Origin of the sequence: Hoylesella loescheii DSM 19665 = JCM 12249 = ATCC 15930, assembly GCF_000378085.1 — a bacterium.
Lineage (GTDB): Bacteria > Bacteroidota > Bacteroidia > Bacteroidales > Bacteroidaceae > Prevotella > Prevotella loescheii.
The window spans coordinates 39,858-60,965 of sequence record NZ_KB899211.1; the positions used below are offsets into that span (position 1 = coordinate 39,858).

Here is a 21,108-nt window from a genome sequence, read left to right on the forward strand (position 1 = left end):
GCAGGTATCGAACGTTACGAGAATTCGGGATAAAAGAAGCTCGTTGTGCTAACTACCACGTAGCACTACGTTGGTGAGATAGCCATTCGTGTTTTATCTAATCTTGCTTAAAAAGCATCTTCTCTTATCCCGAACTCACGTAAATTTTATGTTGAGGCACTGCTTATTGTGTGGGAAAGGAACGGTAAGGAATGGTTGCGTGCGTTGCGAAACCATGTCATGACAGTGCGTATAACAAGTATTCGTTGGTATTTTCTTATTAGTTAGCCAGCCTGTTCTTGTTTATCGAGCCGTACAAAGCCTTTTGTAGTCACACTACAAGTGCCTTTGTAGCCCCACTACAACTGCTTTGTAGTGGCACTACAATTTGTTTGTAGTCACGCTACAACTTGCTTGTAGTGGCACTACAAAAGGCTTGTAGCGAAGTAAGCGAGCAGTAAGCGTGTTGTGTGGCGTTGTTTATCAGGGGTAATTTGTTATCTCGAACAGGCTCAAAATAAAGGTTAGCGAACAACAATAAGATAAAGGGTTATAGGCGTGGAGAAGTGAATTGCCGCCCCAAGCAATCTTTTAGAACCTGCCTTAATTGTTTGTTCACCCCCTCCCCACTAGCATCCAGTGCTTACCTTGGGCATCGGTGGTGGCGAAAAGAAAATGTTCGCCACCGTCTTTCAGTTTTAGTTTCTTGCGCAGTGCTTCGGGTTTAAGGGGGAAGTTGCGTGTGGCGATGTTGGCTTTGCTGATGCCTTGTAGCGCGGTTTTTAAGTCGTGCTTGTTAAACGAGGTGGTGGCAAGGAGCTTAAACCTTCGACCTGGAAAGTTGGGAATATCGTCGCTGGCCACAAATAGATGGGAGTTGGGGGCAATGGCCTGTACCCCCAGCCTGCTACATAGCAAACCAAAACAGCCCGCTTTCATGATAGAGGCGTTGGGCTCGAAAAGAAACATGCCTGCTTGCGGTGGCGTTTGCAAGATGCTTTGAGGGGTGGCCTCGGCTTTGGCAAGAGTGTATTGAAACGTTTCGCCATCGTTAAAGCATGTAATGTGGGTGTTGTTGGTGGAGTTTGCGGCTTGCTTTGGCGTTTGGTCTTCTAGTGGAGTGGGGAGTAATTGCCCGCTTTGCGCGACAGCATGGTTTAGGTTTTGTCCGTGGTTTTGTCTATCCGTGATAAGGAAGAGCAACTCTTTGCACTCGTTTTTAACAGACACGATGTGTAGTTGTCTTACCCATGCGCCTTGTTCTTGCAGTTGCGCAATGGCCTGTTGCCAATGTAGCATGGGCGAGAGTTTAACCATCAACAAGCCACATTTGGCTAAAAGCGTGGGCAATAGTTGGAGAATATCGGGCGAACAGTGTTCAATCAACACTGTTTTACCTCCATTCTTATCCCTTCGTGCGGGGTCTAGGTAGATGCACGATACCCTTTTAATCGTCTCGAGATGACTTTCGGCCTCGGCGCACACCACCTTGGCATGCCCAATATTAAGGGCATTGAGGTTGTGTTGCACCAATTGGCAAAGTTGGGGTTGGCGTTCTACGTATGTGGCGCTTGTAAAACGAGTGGCCATAAAGGCAAAATCTACACCGAATCCCCCTGTAAGGTCTACCAGCGAAGTGTGTTCGCATTCACCGACTTGTTTTTCATCGTTATCCACTTGCCCTTTGTCGCAGCTGTTGATGTTACCTTGTAGCATGCCCTTTACAAACAGCGAGGCTACATTAGCCTTGTATTCGGCAGTGGTTTGCGATGAACATTGCTCCATAGAGAGGTGAGGCGGATACACGATGTTGGGGTTTTCAGCCCACGTTGGCAGTTTCCGACAAGCCGTTTGCCATCCTGCAATTTGGTCGAGGGCAAAGGGCAGGTCTACATTTGGCGCTTTATGGGCGGCGAGGGCCAGCTGTGGCACGCTTTCGTTTCTATGTTCTGCAATGAAGCGAAGGGTATCGTCGTTGGTGTACATGTTGCTGTGGGGCGTTATGGAAGTAGGGGATTGATGCGCCTGTAGAGGCAAAACGTGCTTGGCATAGGTGTTATCTGTGATGCTGGTGGACCAATACGTGCCCATGACTTGCCAAGACTAAGTTTCATTGAAAACGCAAAAAGCCGTTGTTTATTATGTAAGAGGAGGGAACATTGTGTGCAAGCACGCTTTCTCAACGTAAGGCATAGAAAAGCCCCCACAGGCGTATGAAGGCCAATGGGGGCGTTGGGTATGGTGTTAGTAGTGGGGTTGTGTGGCTTTTAAACATTGCAAGCGTACGCACCACAGTAGGCACAGGGGTGCAAAATGCTGCTGACCACGTTCCCCCTATAAACTTATTTGTAGACCTTCATCTCGCCAATAACGAGGTATCTCGATGAGGCAGGCTGTACGTTAGAGAGCCTTACGTAGGTGCATTTAACGGGCTTGGTAAAGCGAACAACGAAGGGTTCTCCACTGCTGATGCTGTTGTCGGATCTCGTTATTTGGCCTTGGTTCGTCCATGTGTTCCAGTCTTCGCTGGTTTCAACGGTCATACTCTTAGCCACCCAGTTGACATATCTTGGGCTAGGCTCAAGTGTTATGGCAGAAACATTGGTGTTTTCGGGCACTGCAATGACGAAGGTGAAAGGCCCTTCGTTAGAAGCCTTAAACCACACGGTTGACAAGTTGCCATCGTATAGTTTCTCAAGCGCATTGTTTTGGTTATCGTACACGAAGTATTCACTAATGTCCATAGCGGTTAGTCCATTGGCATTACCATTTTCTACCACGTTGCTTTCCTTGTAGTTCACGGTGATGTGCATGTTGGCATAGCTGCTGGCCACCTCTACACCTTGTGCAGCGTTCAGCGTAAGCGTAGTGGCACCATTGCCGTGAGTGGTTTTTAGCGTGTCGAGAGCGTTACCCTTCTGCGCTACCACCTTGATGGGATCGGCAGATACGGTGCTTCCCTTGGCGATGGTAACCGTTGGGGTTAGGATGTTTATTGCTCCCTTATCGAGCACGGTAACGCCAGATGTAGCCTTAGTAGCACTTGGGTTTTCGGCCACACTCACTTCTAGGTCGCGGTCGAGTGGTGACGACAGGCGCACATAAAACTTAACGGTGTCTTCGAGCAGGTTTAACTCGCCGTTGGCGTTGACAACACGAAGCGCACCTTGGTTTCCTAGGTTGGCCAAATCGTGTATGTATAGCTTAGACAAGTTGCTAGATGCAGCCTTATCGTATAGGTTCGAGCCCACTTCGGGTTCGCTTTGGCAGGCTGTAAACAGTGTGGCAAGCCCCATGAGGGCTGGCAATGTTATCTTTAAGATTGATTTCATATTGATAATCTTCGTCTGAATGTTTGGTTTGGAAAGTATTTGCCCGCTTGTCCCAAAGGCCTTTTATCGGCCTTGGGGCAAGCAGGGCGTATACGATTTGTTATTTTCCGTCGATGCGCACGTTGGCATTCCATTGAGGAAGTGTGGCAGCCTTACCGTTGTTTCCGTGACCTGTGGCATCCTTGAAGGTGTCGCCACTGCCCTCGTTCATCTTCCAGTAGGCTTCAAGACCTTCGCTTGCGGGGTCGCAAACGTACATGTCGTTGGCCACTTCGTTTTGCGTACGGGCCTTAGTCCAGAAGCGCAGCTCGCTCACTTGCACGTTAGCCTTGAGGTAATCGGTGGCACCAAAGAGCATGGTATTGCCTACATTGACAACCTTTCCAGGTAAATCCATCTGCGAATCGAGCTTACCGTTAACGTAGAGCGATAGCTTCGTGCCTTCGCAAACAAAGGCCAAGTGATACCATTTGCCAGCCTCGAAGAGTTGGTTGCTGTTTAGCTGCGAACCTTGGGTCTTGATTTGCAGGCGGTTGCCTTCGATAGGAGCATCTCCGAAACGAGTGTATATCTCGCCATCCTTACCCGAAGGCGCCCATGCACCAAAAAGCATCTGGTTGTTTAGTTCGCCAATGCCCTTGCCCAGCCTGTCGATGTTGACGTTCATCTCTACCGTCCATGCCGTGAGCGCATACTCTTGGCGCATGTTAAAGGTAATGCGTGCAGCAGAGTTGATAACGGGTACATCTTGACGAATAACCTGATCGATGATGCAAACAAGCTTACTACCCGGTTCGAGCACGTCGTTAGCTCCGTTTTTGCTTCTCAGCTTTAGGGCCACGGCATACTTCTTACCCGAATTCTTCACCTCGTTGGATAGCGGTTTAACCGTAAGCAACACGGGTGTAGAGGTTACACCGCCTGCATTAACAGTGGCTTCGGTGCTGGTAAGTTCGTATTCGCTAGCGGGCAAGGCCACGTATTGTGTGGCGTTGCGTGCATTATACTCTTTAAGGGCTGACTCGTCGGCCGACACTTCGAAAGTACTCGTTTGCTCGGCAGGCGATGAGAGCCTGACATAGAAGTTCTGTTGCACGTTGTCTTCACCCACCGTGATCTTCATTGAGGTGTTGGCATTGGTGCGTGTCTGCTCGAAATAGGCCTGATTGGTAAGCTCGCTATATTCGGCATTGTTGCATGCGACCAGCGAAAGGGCTGCGATGGCCATTGCAGCAGCCTTAATGGTTATGCTGTATCTTTTCATTTTTGCGTAATGATTAAGTGTGGTTTTACTTCAAAGAAGGGTTCATTATCTGTATGGCCTTGCGCAACCAGGGATAGGTTGTTTGTGCCGACGATTGTCCGTATTCGTATTCCATGTGGTACGAACCTACGCCACCCTTCTGGTAAGTTTGGCCGTTGTAGGTGGGTTGCCAATAGGCCATGCCGAGAAGTGAGGGTATAACGGTACCCTGCTTTGTGCGGAAGTCTACGCCACCCTTTGCGGCATAGTTCTCGAAGTTCTCGCAAACGATGATTTTCTTTGCCACCTGTTCGGGGGTGAGCTTATTTTTGAAGTGCTCAATTTGCGTTCTCAGGCGTCCGTCAAGCTGTTCGTCGTAGTGCGTGCTGTAGGCTTGCAGGATGAAGTAGTCGAAGTGATCGCCCAGCGAATCGGGCAGAGCGTCGGGTTCGCCGTCAACAACGAGCATCTTATTGGTACCCGACTTGGGCCCGATACGCTTGCTTAAGGCTTGAACGAAAGCAGTCATCACGCCCTGTTCATTCCACATCTCCTTGTCGGTAGCGAAAGGTTGTGCGAAGTTAGGTTCGGCATCGATGTCAAATCCGTCGTATCCGTACTTGTCAATACTATCGCAAATGGCGTTGGCATACTTTTGTGCAGCGGCGATTCTCGATTCGTTGGAGTCGCCCCAGCCCCAAAAATCCTTTCTCCATTGTTTCCAAGTGGTTCCGCTGGCCACCTTATCGGCGGGGATTGGTGGTGTCATTTGGTCGCCGATGTCCATCACGATGAAGCACATCAGCACCTTAGTGCCTTTTACCTGCTGAACAAATTGCAGGTCTTTCTTTTGTTTGTCGTTCAAATTTCGCCAGTTACCCCACAGCGAAACAAAGTCTACGCTGTCTGGCAGACCTTTGAGCGAGTTGTTGAGCATGGTAGCCTCTCCGGTCCAGTTACCAAACCAACCGAAGGCTTTGGGGTGATCGCTGTTTTTGTACTCGCGCAATTTGGCGTAATATTCATCGCTTTTGTTGGTGACGGTCAGGTCGGTAGGGTTCTTAATTTCCGTTTCTGTCCAGTCGCTGCATGCCGTGAGAGCCATCGTAGCCATCGCAAGGCACAGCAGGGTTTTATTTTTGATATTCATTGAATTCTGTTTTTATTATGTTGGGGAGGAGTTGGGAGTCGACAAGTTAACAGGCTGACGAGTTAACTAGTTTATAAGTTGACTAGCTTATCAGTTTACGAGTTGACCCGTTTACAAGTTTACGAGTTAATAAGAAGAGGTGGAGTTGGTGGCCTTTAAAGCCTTAGCCATAGCCGCATAGCTGCTTGGCTCAACTCCATCACCCCTTTATTCCTTCACTCCTTAGCTTTTATTCCTTCACTTCATTACTTCTTTTGCCACCACATCTTCGTTGCATAGTCGTCGTTTCCACCGATAAGCTGCACAGCTTTGCGATAGTTCGTGGGGTTTTTAGTAAGTTCGTCGATGGCGAAAGGAATGCGGTTGGGCACCTTCAAGCTGTATCCCGATGTGCTTTGAGCCACGGGGAACACCTTGGGATAGCCCGTGCGACGCAGTTCGCTCCATGCTTCTTGTCCGTCGGGGAATAGTGCAATCCACTTTTGCGTTATCAGTCGTTCGAGCTTTTCTTCGGCAGTTGCGCTGTCATCCCATTTGATGGTGATGGTGCTAACGGCAGATTGCGACTGTCCGAAACCACCTTCGGCGTCGGTATAGTCGGCTTGTTTGGCCGTGCTATTTTCAAGATAGCTTGCTGCGCTACCTGCTCCCCATTGTTCGAATGATAGTGTTACGCCTTCTTTGTATAGATCTTCGGCCGTACCGCCCATGCCATTCCAGCCAGCTAAAACACCTTCTGCGCGACAGAAAGCCATTTCAGCAGCAGTGAGCCATACGCCACGAGTGGCCTTATCCACGTTGGCAGCCGAGTAAACTTCATTAGCTTTTTTCTTGTTTTCAATCTTTGCACCGGCTAGGCAACCCACGATGGCGCGACCCGATGTCTTTTGTGCAGGCTTGAAGAACGTTCTGAGACGGGGATCAGAATAGCCCGTGAGGAAACATTCTAAGTCGGCACAAGCGCGGCTGTCTCCCCACTCAATAGAGGTCTTATATTGTCCGTTGGGCGTATAGGTAACGGCGCAGTTGTCGTCGTTGCTTGTAATAACGCCAGCAGCAACGGCAGCTTCACCCGTCTTCTTTGCGAATGCAGGGTCGGCATAACGCATGCGTATGGCCATTCTCAACTTCAACGAGTTGGCCAGCTTATACCATTTAGCCACTTTACCTTCGTAAACTTTGTCGTTCTCTTCGTTTACCGATGAGCTGTTAAAAGGTTTGAGCAACAATGCGGCGGTGTCTAGGTTTGCAACGAGCAACTTATATACGTCTTCTTGCGAAGAGTAAGCAGCGTCGTCTTGCTCTAAGCCCACGGGCAATGCGCCATACATGTCAACGTAGCGTTGGTAAACCTGTGCACGTAGCACCAAAGCCTGAGCGTACAGCACACCTTCACGACCCGTCTTAGCTGCGATGGCTTTGAAAGCCGACGTTGCTTTGGGCAACGAGTTGTTGAAAGGCCAGCTCACCCAGCCGTTGGGAGCATTGAAACGAGCGAAGTTCTTGTCGCTAAAGCCATCGTTGGCATAGGTCATATAGCGACCCAGATAGTTTCCGATAAGGTCTTCGGTCATCTGATACGTGTTCTCTTGTTCGGGGAAAGCCTCGTTTACCAATTGGGTAAGGAACGAACTGGTGGAGTAGTTGTCGCGATCCAGTTCTTCTGCCGATACCTTATGACCAGGTCGGTTGGCCTCTTCGAAACTATCGGTGCAAGCCGTTTGCATGGCCATACCGCCTAATAACAGAGCGCCCAGAGCCATCGACTTGAATATATGTTTGTTATTCATCGTTGAATTCTTTGTGTTGAATATATAAAATGTATGCGTGCGCGTTAGAATTTCAGTTTTACGTTGAAGCCCAACGAGCGCAAGCTAGGCTGCATAAAGTAGTCGAAACCCTGATAGTAGGTACCCGTTGAGGCAACGGCTTCGGGGTCGAATGGAGCCTTGTTGTAAATGAAGAAGAGGTTATTCGCAGTTAATCCCAGCGACAATTCCATGCCTTTGAGCCACTTCTTAGGCAAGGTATAGCCCAAATGTGCCTCTTGTAGGCGTGCGTTGGTTGCGCTGTAGATGTACTCGCTCCAGATGGGATTATCGCCACCAACGATGCGATAGTAGTTTTCTGCGCTAATCTTACCGCCATTAAGGTTGATGCCGCCATTGTTGCGAGCGTCTGCCGAGGCTTTCGATACACCCCAAGCATCAAGAATGGCCTGTGTTTGCGATAGCACGATGCCACCAAAACGAGCTGTGATAAGGAAGCCAAAGTTGAATCCTTTCCATGCAAACTCGTTAGAGAAACCGATGTTGGCTTTAGGTAAAACCGAACCGCGATATTGGGGATTGTCTAGGTTGCGTTGCAATACGCTGCCCGTATTGTCGGTAGCGATGTTGCCTTCGTTATCGCGAAGGAAGTCGGTCGTCATGTAAATGTCGCCCATGGTACCGCCCTTCTTCAAGATAATTTCGGCTCCACTAAGACCACCCTTCTTTGATACTTCGCTGTCGTCGTCGAACAGTTTAACAATCTTGTTTTGGTTAGAGCTGAACGTGAACGATGAGTTCCAATCCAAATCGCCAAAGCGGTGGTTATATCCCAGCGAGAGTTCGATACCTCTGTTGCGCACGTTACCAAGCTGGATATACTCCTTATCGTATCCTCCTGCCGTTACGTCGCGTAGGAAAGTCTGCTTGCGCGTGTTGCTTTGGTAGAGCGTAAGGTCTAGCGTTAACGCGTTATTCAAGAAGCGCGCGGTAAGACCAGCCTCCCAAGAGTCGGTGCGTTCGGGATAGAATGTTTTGGGGAAACGATAGGTAACGGTGCGATAGGTGCCCGTAGCGGGAACGTATTCGTAACGCCAGGGCGAAGTGATGTTAGGCGAAATGGCACTACCTACCGATGCCCACGAAGCGCGAACTTTCAGGTAATTAACAAACTTAGGCAGCTCAACCATTTGCGAAATGACGCCCGACACACCCACTGAGGGATAGAAGAACGACTCGTTGCTGGTGCCGTCGAGTGCCGAATCCCAGTCGTTACGTCCGGTAAGCGTTAGGTAAAGCATGCTCTTCCAACCCAATTCAACGTTGGCGAAGAGTGAGTTTACAGCGTGCTTGTGCAAGTCGTAGATGGGTCGGTTGTCGTTTGTAACCTGTGAATAGTCGATGGCATTGGGGGTGAAGATGTTCGATGGAGCCTTCAAACCACCCTGATGGCCTTCGTTATCGTATTTGGTTCGCGAGAACGAACCACCCACGTTGGCACCGATAGAGAAGTTTTCGAACGACTTGTTCACGTTGGCCATCAAGTCGCCGTATAGCGATTGGTCGTTAATCTTAGCATGTCCGTAGTATCCGTACTTCGAATGTGCGAAGAGGTCGATGGTAGATGCGTAGCGCTTGTCTTCTTGTTTAACGGCAGCATCGTCCCAACGTAATCTTCCCGTAACGTCTAGCCAGTCAGTAATCTTGTATTTAATACTTCCGCTAAGCATGTAACGGTTGCGGTGATTTTCGCGCACCATGCGGTTTGCTACCCAATAGGGGTTTTGCATTTTCAACGCGTCGCCATAGTTCCAGTTCTGTACGTAGATGTTGCGGTTGGGGTCGAATATCTCGTATGTACGAATGGCGTCGAAGCTTTCGCCACGGGGGAAGAGGTAAACCGAAGTAAGGGGATTAAACCATTGTCCTTGTGCCGTAAGGTTACGGTCGTTTTCAAGGATGTAATTCAGGCCGAAGTCCAAAGTCAGCTTGTCGCCAAGCATGTTCGTTGTATTCCTGAACGTAAAGTTATAACGGTTGTACTTGTTGTTTGGCAAGATACCAGCGGCGTTCGTCGTACCTATCGACAAGTAGGTTTGGTTCTTGTCGTTACCAGCTGTTAGGGCCACGTTGTTCTGTATGTTCGTACCCGTATTGAAGAAGTTCTTGGGGTCGTAGTTGCCGTAGGCCGACGGCTTTTTGTCGCCCCAGCTAGCAACGCTTCCTGGCTTGTTTACGTATTCGTTTTGGAATTCGGGCATTTTGAAAGGGTTTGCAAACTGTGTGCTATGGCTAACGGTAACGCTAACTTTGCCTTCCTTGCCTTTTTTGGTGGTAATCATCACCACACCTTGTGCGGCTGCCGAGCCATAAAGGGCTGCTGCGGCAGGCCCACTAAGCACCGAGATGCTCTCGATATCTTCGGGGTTGATGTCGGCAATGCCTTCCGAGCCGGGTTGCGAAGAGTACATGCTGCCCGTTTCGCCATGCGAGGTGTTGGTAATTGGCACACCATCGATAACATACAGTGCCTGATTGCTTTGCGAGATACTCTTAGGACCACGCATCACTACGCGCGTAGCACCACCCATACCTGCAGATGAGGCGTTGATGTTGATACCGGCAACCTTACCATTGAGCGAATTCATGAAGTTGGTGTTCTTTACGGTGGTTAAATCGTCTGTTCCCACCTTCTGTACGTTGTAGCTTAGCGCCTTTTCAGAACGTCGAATACCCAAGGCCGTAACCACAACCTCGTCAATTTGTCGCGATTCCGACTTCAATGTAACGGTTACATTGCCATTCGCAGGCACGGCCACTTCTTGTGTTTGATGGCCCAAGTAGCTGATAACGAGTGTTGCGCCGGCATGAGTTGAAAGCGTAAAGTTGCCGTCGATGTCGGTAACCGTAGCTGTTTGCTCGCCTTTAACGCGCACGGTGGCTCCGATAACGGGTTCGTTCATGCTGTCGAACACAGTTCCCGTAACCTTCACTTCGTTGCGGTTTTGTTGTAGATTGTTGGGCATAGTGGCCCCAGTTCTCCCTGTTAGTTGTTTGGCAAGTGCTGCCCCGTTATTGTTTGGGGTAGCGTTGCTGGCCATTACGCCAGTGCCGAAGCTAACAAGGAAGACTGCCGTTGACAGGATTCTTTCCTTTTTCATAGATGTTATTTTGAATGACATTTAAAATTGATGTTTCATTGTTGAGGCGTTTACACCCCCTTGAATTTTGTGGTGCGAATGTGATGGCTGCTTGTTGGTGGGTGGCGCAAGCGTATGCGCCTACTAGGCACTAGCTAGCCAAGCTTTATGCAAGCATGTTGGGCATGCGCCCAGATGGTTGTTGGTGTAGACACGAAAGGCTTTTCCCGCTCCGTTGATGAAGAGGAAACAGGTTTGCCTGTTATCAATGTCTAGGGTGTGCCAAAGCGGCCGAGCAACATGATGCGGCTCAGTGCGGGTTGGTTTGTTTTACTTTTGGGTTTGTTCCTAATGCTAGTAAGCACAATTTCCAAATTGAATTAATTCCATTGAGACTTGTTGAACAGTCTTTCGCAGACAATGCTAAGGCGAAAGGGCCTGAACGGTTAGCCTGAAACCTTGTTTTTAGTCCCTAATGTAGTGGGGCAAGTTGTTTTAGTTAAGCTGAGGATGGTTTCTTTTGCCTGTTACGAATACTCCGTTAGAGGTGTTGCCGAAATGGCATTCTCAATCTTATTTATTGTAATCTCGGGTGCAAAGGTATAGCTATCCTTGATATAAAACAATTATTAGTAGGAGATTAACATTTATTGTATGTTTGTTTATAGGTATCCTTTAAGCTGCTTCTAAACATTGTCTTCCCTGTGTTTTTTAGCTTCTAGCCTAACATACTTGCCCTGTTTCTTGAGAGGGCGCGGTTGCTTCATTCTCTCGCCTTTCTTTATCCAAATATAGCTGGGGTGCCTGTTGTGTAGGGGAGGTAGGGCTTGGGTATAGCAAACCGCGGCAGACTTATCCATACCTTTAAACGGCTTGGTTAGATTTTAGGCGAAATTGGTTTGTTTCAAGGTGGTTTTTGGGTGATATATCGTTGTGAGAAGGATAAGTTATGGCTGTTGGTAATATGGTGTTCTGAATGACAGAACCTACCAGAAACCTTCTCTTTCTGTTAAATGCGTTGAATTGTTTTTACAAAACATACCTTCTGTTACTTCCCTTTCTAGAAACGTTTATCTCCGTTTTCAAAGCTTTTACGATGAAGAAAGACTTGTTTGTGGACTATAAAGTGCATTTGATTACGTGGTTTTTTGTGTTGTAGTTATGTATTAACCAACGTGTTTAGGTTCATTCGCCTTTCGCCTCTTCGTATATTTCTCTCCGTTTTCTCTCTTTAATTGGTTGTTATTTCCTTACCAATGGGTCGCTTTTCCCTTTTTACTTTCCTCCCATTTACTCATTGCTTTGTCGGTCTTTTATCTTCGTTTGTAAGCAACTTTTACTGCAAACGGGTTGGTTTCGCTATGATGTAACCCTGTTACAGCTTAGTTGGAACAACCTTCCAGTTGATATGTAACAATGTTCCAGCTTATGTGGAACATCTGTACAGCTTGCTGGACCCAACACGAAAGCCCTTAAAATAGAGCGTTATAGCGCTTCCGCGAGCAGACGTTTCATCGCCGTGAGATGGCAGGTTGACGAGTAAACGTGTTGATAACGCAGCTTTATTAGTTTGTAATTGGGTGGAAATGGCCTTGTTACGCTTTTGTGTATGGCATTCCATTTTCTGTTTGCTTAGCGTGTGCGATAATCGATTATTTGGCCGACGACGACCGCATGTTGGGGTAGAGGGGTGCTCATAGTGTTAAAGAACGGTTAGAAAATATTACAAAACGCGTAAAATCGGGGTCCATGTTCTCTATTTTTGCGTTCATTCATCATAAGATACGAAGCTTGTTGAACAACATTAGATAACAAAACGAATGGTTATCTCACTAACTACAGCGTAGCGATAGTTGGCAAGATAGCCATTTCTATACCTAACCCCATCTTGTTCTAAAGGCATGGCATCTTATCACGAACTCAAATACCAATACAAAAGCTTGGGATAAAAGAAACTCCTTATACCAACTACCGCGTAGCGGTTGGTCCGTTGGAAGGGCAGGGTTGGGAGTGATAACGACCTACCCTGCCAAATCTGCACAAAGAGAAAACAATGCCGTAGGTATTGGTCTTTTTATGTTTATCCCATCTGTCGGCTAGCCGATAGACGGATATGAGGCAAACGTTATTGGCGAGCGACATCGTTTTGAACCATTCGTTTCCCACAAGTAGGCAGTTAAAACGGAAACAGACCAAGACCTACGGCCTTGAAGGATGATATGCACCGCTTAGACAGGGTAGGTCGTTTCCACTCCCAACCCTGCCCTTCCAAAAGACCAACCGCTACGCGGTAGTTGGTATAACCAATTTATCTTATCCCTAATTTATGTATTTTTAGTTATGAAGAAAAATCCAAGAGCCCCTATTTCAACAGCAATTGAGTAGCGTTGGGTATAATAAACGTTTGTTGCTTTTAGTTTTGCTTAGATGGTATGGTGGCTTATTTATCCCTCACTAACATGTCATTTTGCATGATTTACCCATTTTATTGTCACTATAAAACGATTGAAGGCCATTTACAAATCACGCTATACAGGCGCGGTTCGTAAATGGCCTTCAATGCGTTTGGCCGCAAATGGGGTGCTTATCGTAGCTATCTAAGCCTTGAATGATAGGGGATGGGTGCGGTGCAAGCGATTGGGCGTGCGGAAAGAACCTACTTTGCTGCTTGGTTGAGGCATGCTCGTGACAAGGAGAAACTTATTACCTCACATAGAGATGCTTGCTGTCTTACATGGAGCAACTTATTACCTCACTTAGAGATGCTTATTACCTCAAACAGAGATGCTTATTGCCTCACTTGGAGAAACTTGCTGCCTCACTATCTCGCAGGCCCAAAACCCCGAGCCCTCGGTTATTTATATTCCAACTCGGGCATGGGAATATACTTCACCTTACGGGCATCCCACGTGGCTTGAGCTGTTCCACCGACTATCCCCCGACGAAGATCGTCGATGCGACAACCATGAAGATAGAGGAAGACGTGGCGCAGATGGGCCAATTCTTCCAGTGTAGGGGCGGAGCTTATCGTTTGGTCTGCGCTGTATAATGCTAGTACATCGTTAACCAGTTGCATGGCGTCGCCCTGCATCAAGCCCCTTACAACCAGTTCGGCCTTGATGAGTTTCATCTCCTTTTCGTCGATGACTACCAGCGGAGCGTATTTTTCTAGCGATGTTAAGTATCGGTGACCGTCCTTGTTCTTAGCAGTCTTGATGGCCTTCTTTTCGGCTATCCCGTTGAGCGAAGCCACCAGCGAAGTGTCTACTTGAGCATTAATCGCAGGTTGCCCAACCGTCGAATATAATTCGTTTACCCCACCATCGATGTTGTAGACGATGTCTACCTGCAAGCCATTGCCGTATGCTTCGTTCCATAGGGTTGCTGCTTCGGCATATTGTTGTCGTTGCATGGCAAGCTTCACCATCAGCATGCGCACCTGTTTGGCCGCTGTTGCGGGGGCGAAAACGCCTTTCTTATCGGCCAAGAGATTGCCCGTGGCCTCGGTTAAAGCCTGCGAATAGTGTTGCTGCGCCTTGTCGAGCAACTCTTCGTTACCTATAATGGCATTATTAATGCGCACGCCATCGGCCTTATCAGTGGTTCGCGAGAACATTTTTCCTAACAACTGGTAAGCTAAACCTGCATATAGATGGCCCGTGAAGCGGGCGTATGCACGCACAGCATCAAAGTTTTCCGTGCCGTCGTTGCTTAGTTTCGCCTCCACTTGCAGCACTTCTTCGGCCCTAGCACGGAAGTTTTGCAGCTTGTTCCATGTGGTAGCCACATCACTATTGGGCTTCACGTCGTCGCTTTTAAGCTGCTTATAGATAAGGAAGTTGGGCTTGGTGGTAGGCTCAATCTCATCGGTCATTGCGCCCGAGGTAAGGAACGCCGCCGAAGCCGCTACGCCAGCCAGTGTTTTTACATTGGCAATCATGGCGCCATCTTTCACCTCCTTGGTGCGAATGGTGGCCAACATGCAGGGTGTTACTATCTGTTCGGAGGTAAGCATGTTGTTAGGCGTCTTGGCATCGTCTATCCAACCGTCGCACGATGTTAGGCAGGCGGCTATGGCCAACACTGCTATTGATATATGTATTGATTTCATTTTCTTCAAAGGAGTTAAAGGAGTTAGGGAGTTAAGAAGTTAAGCCAATGGCCTTGCTGCCGTGAATGATTGTAGAAGCATTTTGTTGACGGACAATCTCGATAATTTTCCTTCTCGCCATTTTGTCAACTTACTAACTGGTCAACTTATTGACCTCTTCGTTCGTCAACGTATCATCTTGTTGCTTCAAAAACTCAGAAACTCAAAAGCTTATGAACTTATAAACCCAAATTAAAATTCTATCGCCAACGTTCCTGTAAATGTTCGGGCCGAAGGTGCATTGGTAATGTCGCGCGAAAGGCTGCCCATACCACGCGTTTGGCGAGTTCCGCCATTGGATTCAACCTGCGGTTCGATGCCGCTGTAATTGGTGATGAGGAATAGGTTTTGAGCCGTGAACAGCAGGCGAGCACCTTTAACGAAGCCCGATGTTAGCCGCTTGGCCCAAGAACTGGCGTCGTAGCCCAACGAAATGGATGAAAGTCTGAGGAAATCGGCCTTCTCTATGTAGTTGGCACGACTGCGTTCGGTGCGCGCCAGCTTCTCGGCCACGGCGCGATAAGCGTCTGTTCCCACTGTTTCGGCAGCGAGTTGGGCGCGCAGGTCCTCGCGTTTCTTGAGGTTGTCGCCCAGTCCGGCCACGTTGTAGAAGCTTTGATTGTATACCGATGCCCCAACGGCCCAGTTGAATTTGGCACTAAGCGTGAGGTTAGACAGCAAGCGGAGGTCGAACCCGAAAGCACCGTTGAAGTCGGGGAAGGGCTTACCTAGATAGTGATATTCGTCGCTTTCTTTTGCTCCAAGATATTTGCCCGAGGCATCGTAGCGTGCTCCCGTCACCTCTTTATAATAGAAGGCGTAGGCCGGTTGCCCCTCTTTAAGCACGTTGGGCAGGTTTTCGATGTCTACGCCACCCGTGTTTATCACGCGGTTACCTTGATAGTTGGCTGTGAGGAAGACGTTAAGGTCGGCCGTGCGAGTAGCGTTTTGCCATGCTTTCCAGTTCCAACTAAGCTCCACGCCCCAACCGTTTACGCGACCCACGTTGTGCGGTTCGTCGCCCACCCAGCCGTTGCTGCTGAGCAAAGGCGTGTAGATGATGGCGTCGGAGGTGAACTGCGCGTAGGCGGTTAGTCCGATTTGATGGCGCGCCGGTGCCCAATCAAGGCCCGCTTCTATCTCGCGCATGCGTTCGGGACGTATGTTGTCGTTACCTTTCTTACCAGGAACGAGCAGCGGACCGTAGGCCGACATGCCTTTCATCTCGTAATAGGTGAAGGCATCGGTGGGGTAAGGCAGTCGCCCCGACTCGCCATAAGCCGTGCGAAACTTCGCGTTACCCACGTTGTAAGCCATGCTTAGCGAGGGGTAATAGATGCTGGCCACGTTTCGGCCGATGAGGTTGGAGGCATCGCGACGCAAGCCCGCGTTGATGAAAAGTCGGTTGTCGTAGTTAAGAAAAGCCTCGCCATAAAGGCCCCACGTGCGTTGTTCGAAGCTCGATTCCAGTACTGAGCGCTGTGCGGCAGCCGCAATGTTATCGATGTCGGCAGGGAAGATAGATGCCGAAACCTTGTTCATCGTCTCGCGGCGTTGCACAATCTGCGAGAGCAGCGTTGCCGTTAGGTGAAGCTTGGGGTTAAGTTCAAACTGGCGGCTCGCCTTCCAATCCCACGTGATGTTTTGGTTGCGGCGGTTGGATATGTCTTTTGCACCCTCGTCGTTCGTGCCCAGCAGATAGCCGTAAGGCAGCGAGTAGAGCCCTTCTATGTGGTTGAGGTCCAGTCCAAGTTGTGTTTCCAACTTAATGTCGTAGGGCAAGATGTAGGCCATGCGCAAGGCTGCGGTAAGGCGGTCGTTATCGTATTTCCACTTCATGGCTCGCCATGTGCGTTCCGATACATATCCCCACGGCTTTTGCGCACGCATAAGGTTCCAGATGGCATCATTTCTTCCTTGTGCCGTTTGGGGAATGCTGATGTTGCCATTGATGTATCCCACCGAGAAATTAAGCGTAAATGGACCTTGCTTCATGTCATAAGCGGCGCGCAGCGAGTGGCGTACGTCTTTGTTTCCAGGTACAATACCGCCCACGTGGTTTTCGTTTAGCGAGAAGAAGAGTTGATTGCCAGGCGAGAAATTCTTCGTAAAGCTGGCGTAGGCACTGGTGTTATGGCCCGTTACGAAGAAGTTGTTGATGTCGGTGTTGTTAACAAACTGGGTGTACTCCCTAGCTTTTGTGCTCCATCCTACCGTGATTTTGGCCGATGCCGATAGCTTTCCGCGCTCCACGTTGTGAGCACTTTGTCGCTTGGTGGTGATAACGATAACACCATTTGCCGCTTCCGCACCATACGAAGCAGCGGCGGCAGGTCCCTTGATGATGTCGATAGAGGCGATATCGTCCATAGGTAGGTCGTTCAGTGCACTGAGGGCGTCTTGCGATGTGTTGATGTCCGATGTGTGCGAATTGTTATATCGCACACCATCTATATATATAATGGGGTCGCGGTCCATGCTAAGCGTAGCCCCACTGCGCATGTTAAAGCGGATGGGCATACCCACCTTGCCGTTGCTTTGAAACATTTGCATACCGCTAACACGGCCGTCGAGCAGGTCGCTAAGGTTCGAAGCCTGTCCCTTATCAAGCAGTTTGGTGGCGTCTAGATGTGCAACATCGGCCCCTACAGCCTTTTTGCTTCGTGCGCTGGCAATACTCGCCACCACATTCACCTCTTTCAGCGTAAGGCCTTTGTCGAGGTTTACCACGGTTCGTTGTTGCGTGTCGTCGATGCGCAGTTGTTTATTTTCATAGCCAACGTAGGATATGCTGACGCGTTCGCCTCGTTTAACGTTTATCTTAAACTCTCCGTTCAGGTCCGAAACAGTCTTTTCCCCGTCCGCCGTAGCAATCACGGCTCCAATAAGCGGTTCTTTTGTCTCTGCGTCTAGCACAATGCCCGACGCCATTTCTTGCGCCATTGCCTCGCAAAACGCTATGGCAAGGGTGCAAAGCATTAAAGCTCTCCTCAATGTTATCATGAATACGAATAGTATGAATTGTATAAATCGGCATCAAAGGTACAACTATTGTTAACGCTCGACAATACCTAAAAATAGGTAAACCGCTTTGTTTTTGGAGGCTTTTGGCCTGTTTTTGAGGTGCGCGGAGAGCATAAGGCGAGGGTTATAGGGTTAGGATCTTTCCCCTATATATAATAAGGAGTAGTTGCCCAAAAGGGTGGTTTTGATTGGCATGCATCTGGCAAGAACAGAAGGCGAAGCAAACGCATAGCCTTAAATATTTAAGGGATTAGGGTGGCTGACAGCAGTGTTTTTATCGCCTTTTTTAATCACTAGCCCAATCACTAGCCTAATCACTATCCCATAAAACCTTGACAAGGGCCTTTCAGTTGTGTAACTTTGCAATCGTAATCAGTCATCAACCACACCGCCGCCCACCAACGGGTACACGTCCAAAAGCGTGATGTCGACTAACGCAAGCGGAACGTATCGCCACTAAAAAAACGGGCGCAACGGTCGAGATGAATGATACGAACGACACAATCGTTCTCAACATTATTAATCAAAAAAACTTTAACACACAAATTAATTATGGCAGTATTGTATAAATTGCGTCAAGAGAAACGTACGAAAAGCAAGTTCAAGGGACAGTGGTATGCACGTTCGATAGCCATCGATACGGTGAACACGGCAGCCCTTGCCGACATCATGCAGCAGAATTGTACGGTGAAGAAGTCGGATATTCTGGCTGTTATCGCCGAACTTGTTGAGGTGATGAAGCAGCAATTGCAAGATTCGAAGAACGTTCGCCTCGATGGATTCGGCACTTTCCGCATTGGTTTGAAGACCAAACCGGCCGTTTCGCCCGAAGAGTTTAACGCTTCGAAGAACGTTGTAGGCACCCACATCCTGTTCCGTCCGATAACTCGAGTGAACAAAGACAAGTCGCGTTCTAGGGTCTTTCTCGATGGTTGTCGTGTGCAAGAGTTGCCCGCTAATGCCGTAGTGAAGAAGCAGAAGAAGGCTGGTGGCACCGCCCCTGGTGGTTCTACGCCTACTCCAGGCGGCCACTAAGCAGGTAGGGGAGTGAACGGGTGAACAAGTTGACGAGTGAGCAAGTAGACTAGTTGACAGGTTAACAAGTAGAAAAGTTGACAGGTTAATAAGTAGAAAAGTTAACCAATAGACGAGTAGACAAGTTAACAAGTTAAATGCCTATCCCATCTTTTCACCTTGTCACCTTTTCACTCTTTCATCTTTCGCTGTTCCTCACAAACTTATAAAGTCATAAACGCACAAACTTGTAAACTCATAAACTTACAAACTCATCAACTCACAAGCTTATAAAGTCATAAACTCACAAACTAAAACCATTCTATGCACACATCTAAGTTATCCACCATCAAGTTAATTATCAAGGTAATCGCTGCTATCGCAACCGCTGTTTTGGGCGTGATTGTAGGCAAAGGGGTAGACGATGAGGCTTAACCGAGAACGTCGTGAGATGATTCTATTTGTTCTCAAGGTCATCGCCCTGATTGTCACAACCGTGGCGGTAATCAGTTGTAGTTGGTTATTTGGCTAGTCCTTTCATCTTTATCTCTTCTCGTTAACGCGGGTTCGGGTCTCTCCGAATCCGCGTTTTCTATTGTGGCGAAACATCCCTCACAAGGCTATTATGGTCCGTTTGTTATTCCGAAAACGGAAAGGTGCATAGGCATGAATGCTTAGAACATGGCTGATTGGCTTGTTTGCGTGGGCAATTTTTTTTGCATCATCTTTTCATCTATTCACCCCTCCACTTTTCATTTCCCTTTCTCTAACGACTTGTTTTCCCGTCATGGCAACGCTTAAGCAAGCTTGTATGACGCATTGGACTTAACGACAATGTTCTTATCGTTTATTAACAAAAATACTTCTGGCTGTGAAATGTCCTTTCTTCATATCACGGTAAGTTTGCATTTGAAAAAAGAAACACACTATCATTAAACCAACTATATAAACAAATGAACATGTATAATCCTTTTAACACGACAGCCTGCACAAGCCAAAGTCAGCGAATGAACGAGGCACAGCAACATCTTATCAAGGCCTTTGTGAGACTGATTGCGAAGAAAGATGGCCGTAAGCAAAGGTGGGTGGGTACGAAGACCGACCTTTTGGAGATGGCGCACTTGGCTTACACCTTCTCCTCAGTGCGCGACGAGCAGGGTAGACCTGCCACTTTCCTATGGATGGCACGACATGTATGCACCAATTTCCATCTCTCGATACCGCGAAACCCTAATGCCTTAGTAAATAGGGCTATGCGACGGAAGAACGCCAAGCAAGCTCCTTTGCTGGAGCGCTATTGTCACTTGCTCTTCGAAAAAGGCATCAAAGAACCTTTGCGCACATGGCTAGCCGTTTAGACACACACGAAACAACCCACACAAACCCCAACCCAAAAACATCATTCAGCTATGAACACACAACACATTGACCTCAACCTGCAGCTAACCACTCACTTTGCGCTATCCGAGTTCATACGTTCGGGCGTTGCCTTGCGTTTGCGAATTGCGAATACTCCCACACCCGAAGTGGTGAATAATCTTCGCTTGCTTTGCGAACACGTACTCGAACCCTTGCGCCGTCGCTTCGGTGTGATACGCATAACTAGTGGTTATCGCTGCGAACAGCTTAATAACGCCGTGTATGGTAAACCCAATTCGCAGCATCTCCTTGGTCAAGCGGCCGACATCCACCTATCTAATAAGGAGGTGGCGATGAAAATGTTTCACTTTGTTGCCGAAAACCTGGACTACGACCAACTAATATTCGAACGTAGGGCGGGCGATGGAGCGAGATGGTTACACGTGTCGTATCGGGCAGAGGGTAACAGGCACATGGCCTTAAGGATGCAAGCCAAGGCACAAACAGCTAATGGCGCACTGGGTTAATGCCCAAAAATACACCGTAAGATCCTCATCGCGCCATTCTTAAAGCTATGCTTTTGATGGCGTACTAACAACGTGTAGCGGGGTTACAATCTGTTTGTAGCCTCGCTACACTTTTTTTGTAGCCCCAGTACAAGTGCTCTTGTAGTCCCCGTACAAGTGCCTTTGTACTCCCACTACATCAGTTCGTGATAAGACGCCATGCCTTTAGAACAAGATGGGGTTGGGTAAAGAAATGGTGATCTGGCCAATTACTGCGTAGCGGTTGGTCCGTTGGTAGGGCAAGGAAACAAAAGTGAAAGAGTGAAAAGGTGAAAAGATAATGTGAAGAAAGAGAAAATAAAGACATGAATACAGCCGACATCTTTTCACTTCTTCACCTTTTTCATCTTTTCACCTTTTTATGGCATCGACCTACCCTGTC

12 protein-coding genes are annotated in these 21,108 nt (G+C 48.3%); 4 read left to right on the plus strand and 8 right to left on the minus strand.

Annotated features, from left to right (window positions below; all coding sequences use genetic code 11):
- Positions 1-594: 594 nt before the first annotated feature.
- From F453_RS0102500 to F453_RS0102540, 8 genes are all read right to left on the minus strand, one after another.
- Positions 595-1,965 (minus strand): THUMP-like domain-containing protein, encoded by a 1,371-nt coding sequence (locus tag F453_RS0102500; protein ID WP_033404114.1) that lies wholly within the window; start codon positions 1,963-1,965, stop codon positions 595-597.
- 356 nt (positions 1,966-2,321) lie between these two features.
- Entirely contained in the window at positions 2,322-3,311 is a 990-nt protein-coding gene (locus F453_RS0102505) for a discoidin domain-containing protein (RefSeq protein WP_018966586.1), read from the minus strand.
- Between the two features lie 100 nt (positions 3,312-3,411).
- Positions 3,412-4,575, minus strand: coding sequence for a DUF1735 and LamG domain-containing protein (locus tag F453_RS0102510; RefSeq protein ID WP_018966587.1), 1,164 nt, complete (start codon positions 4,573-4,575; stop codon positions 3,412-3,414).
- A 25-nt stretch (positions 4,576-4,600) separates the two neighbouring features.
- Positions 4,601-5,704 carry a glycoside hydrolase family 18 gene (locus F453_RS0102515; protein WP_025789997.1) on the minus strand — a complete coding sequence of 368 codons (1,104 nt, stop codon included), beginning with the start codon at positions 5,702-5,704 and terminating at the stop codon, positions 4,601-4,603.
- 245 nt (positions 5,705-5,949) lie between these two features.
- Positions 5,950-7,494 carry a SusD/RagB family nutrient-binding outer membrane lipoprotein gene (locus F453_RS0102520; protein ID WP_018966589.1) on the minus strand — a complete coding sequence of 515 codons (1,545 nt, stop codon included), beginning with the start codon at positions 7,492-7,494 and terminating at the stop codon, positions 5,950-5,952.
- A 44-nt stretch (positions 7,495-7,538) separates the two neighbouring features.
- Positions 7,539-10,634 (minus strand): SusC/RagA family TonB-linked outer membrane protein, encoded by a 3,096-nt coding sequence (locus F453_RS0102525; RefSeq protein WP_018966590.1) that lies wholly within the window; start codon positions 10,632-10,634, stop codon positions 7,539-7,541.
- 2,833 nt (positions 10,635-13,467) lie between these two features.
- Positions 13,468-14,724 (minus strand): RagB/SusD family nutrient uptake outer membrane protein, encoded by a 1,257-nt coding sequence (locus tag F453_RS0102535; RefSeq protein ID WP_033404109.1) that lies wholly within the window; start codon positions 14,722-14,724, stop codon positions 13,468-13,470.
- A 231-nt stretch (positions 14,725-14,955) separates the two neighbouring features.
- Positions 14,956-17,706, minus strand: a complete 2,751-nt coding sequence (locus F453_RS0102540) for a TonB-dependent receptor domain-containing protein (protein ID WP_018966594.1) — start codon at positions 17,704-17,706, stop codon at positions 14,956-14,958.
- Between the two features lie 633 nt (positions 17,707-18,339).
- On the opposite strand from F453_RS0102540, the gene F453_RS0102545 reads away from it, so the two are divergent.
- The 4 genes from F453_RS0102545 (at position 18,340) to F453_RS0102560 (ending at position 20,687) form a co-directional block, all read left to right on the plus strand.
- The gene (locus F453_RS0102545) at positions 18,340-18,822 is read left to right on the plus strand and encodes an HU family DNA-binding protein (protein ID WP_018966595.1); all 483 of its coding nucleotides are present in this window, start codon (positions 18,340-18,342) and stop codon (positions 18,820-18,822) included.
- A 303-nt stretch (positions 18,823-19,125) separates the two neighbouring features.
- Complete coding sequence (locus tag F453_RS16020; protein WP_018966596.1) at positions 19,126-19,236, plus strand: DUF6486 family protein; 111 nt, start codon at positions 19,126-19,128, stop codon at positions 19,234-19,236.
- Between the two features lie 518 nt (positions 19,237-19,754).
- Positions 19,755-20,159 carry a hypothetical protein gene (locus F453_RS0102555; protein WP_232214884.1) on the plus strand — a complete coding sequence of 135 codons (405 nt, stop codon included), beginning with the start codon at positions 19,755-19,757 and terminating at the stop codon, positions 20,157-20,159.
- Positions 20,160-20,210: 51 nt separating this feature from the next.
- On the plus strand, positions 20,211-20,687 hold the full coding sequence (locus tag F453_RS0102560; protein WP_018966597.1) for a D-Ala-D-Ala carboxypeptidase family metallohydrolase: 477 nt from the start codon (positions 20,211-20,213) through the stop codon (positions 20,685-20,687).
- Positions 20,688-21,108: the final 421 nt, after the last annotated feature.

Coding starts and splice junctions, on each gene's coding strand:
- F453_RS0102500 (WP_033404114.1), bottom strand. CDS start 1,965: ATGTACACCAACGACGATACCCTTCGCTTCATTGCAGAACATAGAAAC.
- F453_RS0102505 (WP_018966586.1), bottom strand. CDS start 3,311: ATGAAATCAATCTTAAAGATAACATTGCCAGCCCTCATGGGGCTTGCC.
- F453_RS0102510 (WP_018966587.1), bottom strand. CDS start 4,575: ATGAAAAGATACAGCATAACCATTAAGGCTGCTGCAATGGCCATCGCA.
- F453_RS0102515 (WP_025789997.1), bottom strand. CDS start 5,704: ATGAATATCAAAAATAAAACCCTGCTGTGCCTTGCGATGGCTACGATG.
- F453_RS0102520 (WP_018966589.1), bottom strand. CDS start 7,494: ATGAATAACAAACATATATTCAAGTCGATGGCTCTGGGCGCTCTGTTA.
- F453_RS0102525 (WP_018966590.1), bottom strand. CDS start 10,634: ATGAAAAAGGAAAGAATCCTGTCAACGGCAGTCTTCCTTGTTAGCTTC.
- F453_RS0102535 (WP_033404109.1), bottom strand. CDS start 14,724: ATGAAATCAATACATATATCAATAGCAGTGTTGGCCATAGCCGCCTGC.
- F453_RS0102540 (WP_018966594.1), bottom strand. CDS start 17,706: ATGGCGCAAGAAATGGCGTCGGGCATTGTGCTAGACGCAGAGACAAAA.
- F453_RS0102545 (WP_018966595.1), top strand. CDS start 18,340: ATGGCAGTATTGTATAAATTGCGTCAAGAGAAACGTACGAAAAGCAAG.
- F453_RS16020 (WP_018966596.1), top strand. CDS start 19,126: ATGCACACATCTAAGTTATCCACCATCAAGTTAATTATCAAGGTAATC.
- F453_RS0102555 (WP_232214884.1), top strand. CDS start 19,755: ATGAACATGTATAATCCTTTTAACACGACAGCCTGCACAAGCCAAAGT.
- F453_RS0102560 (WP_018966597.1), top strand. CDS start 20,211: ATGAACACACAACACATTGACCTCAACCTGCAGCTAACCACTCACTTT.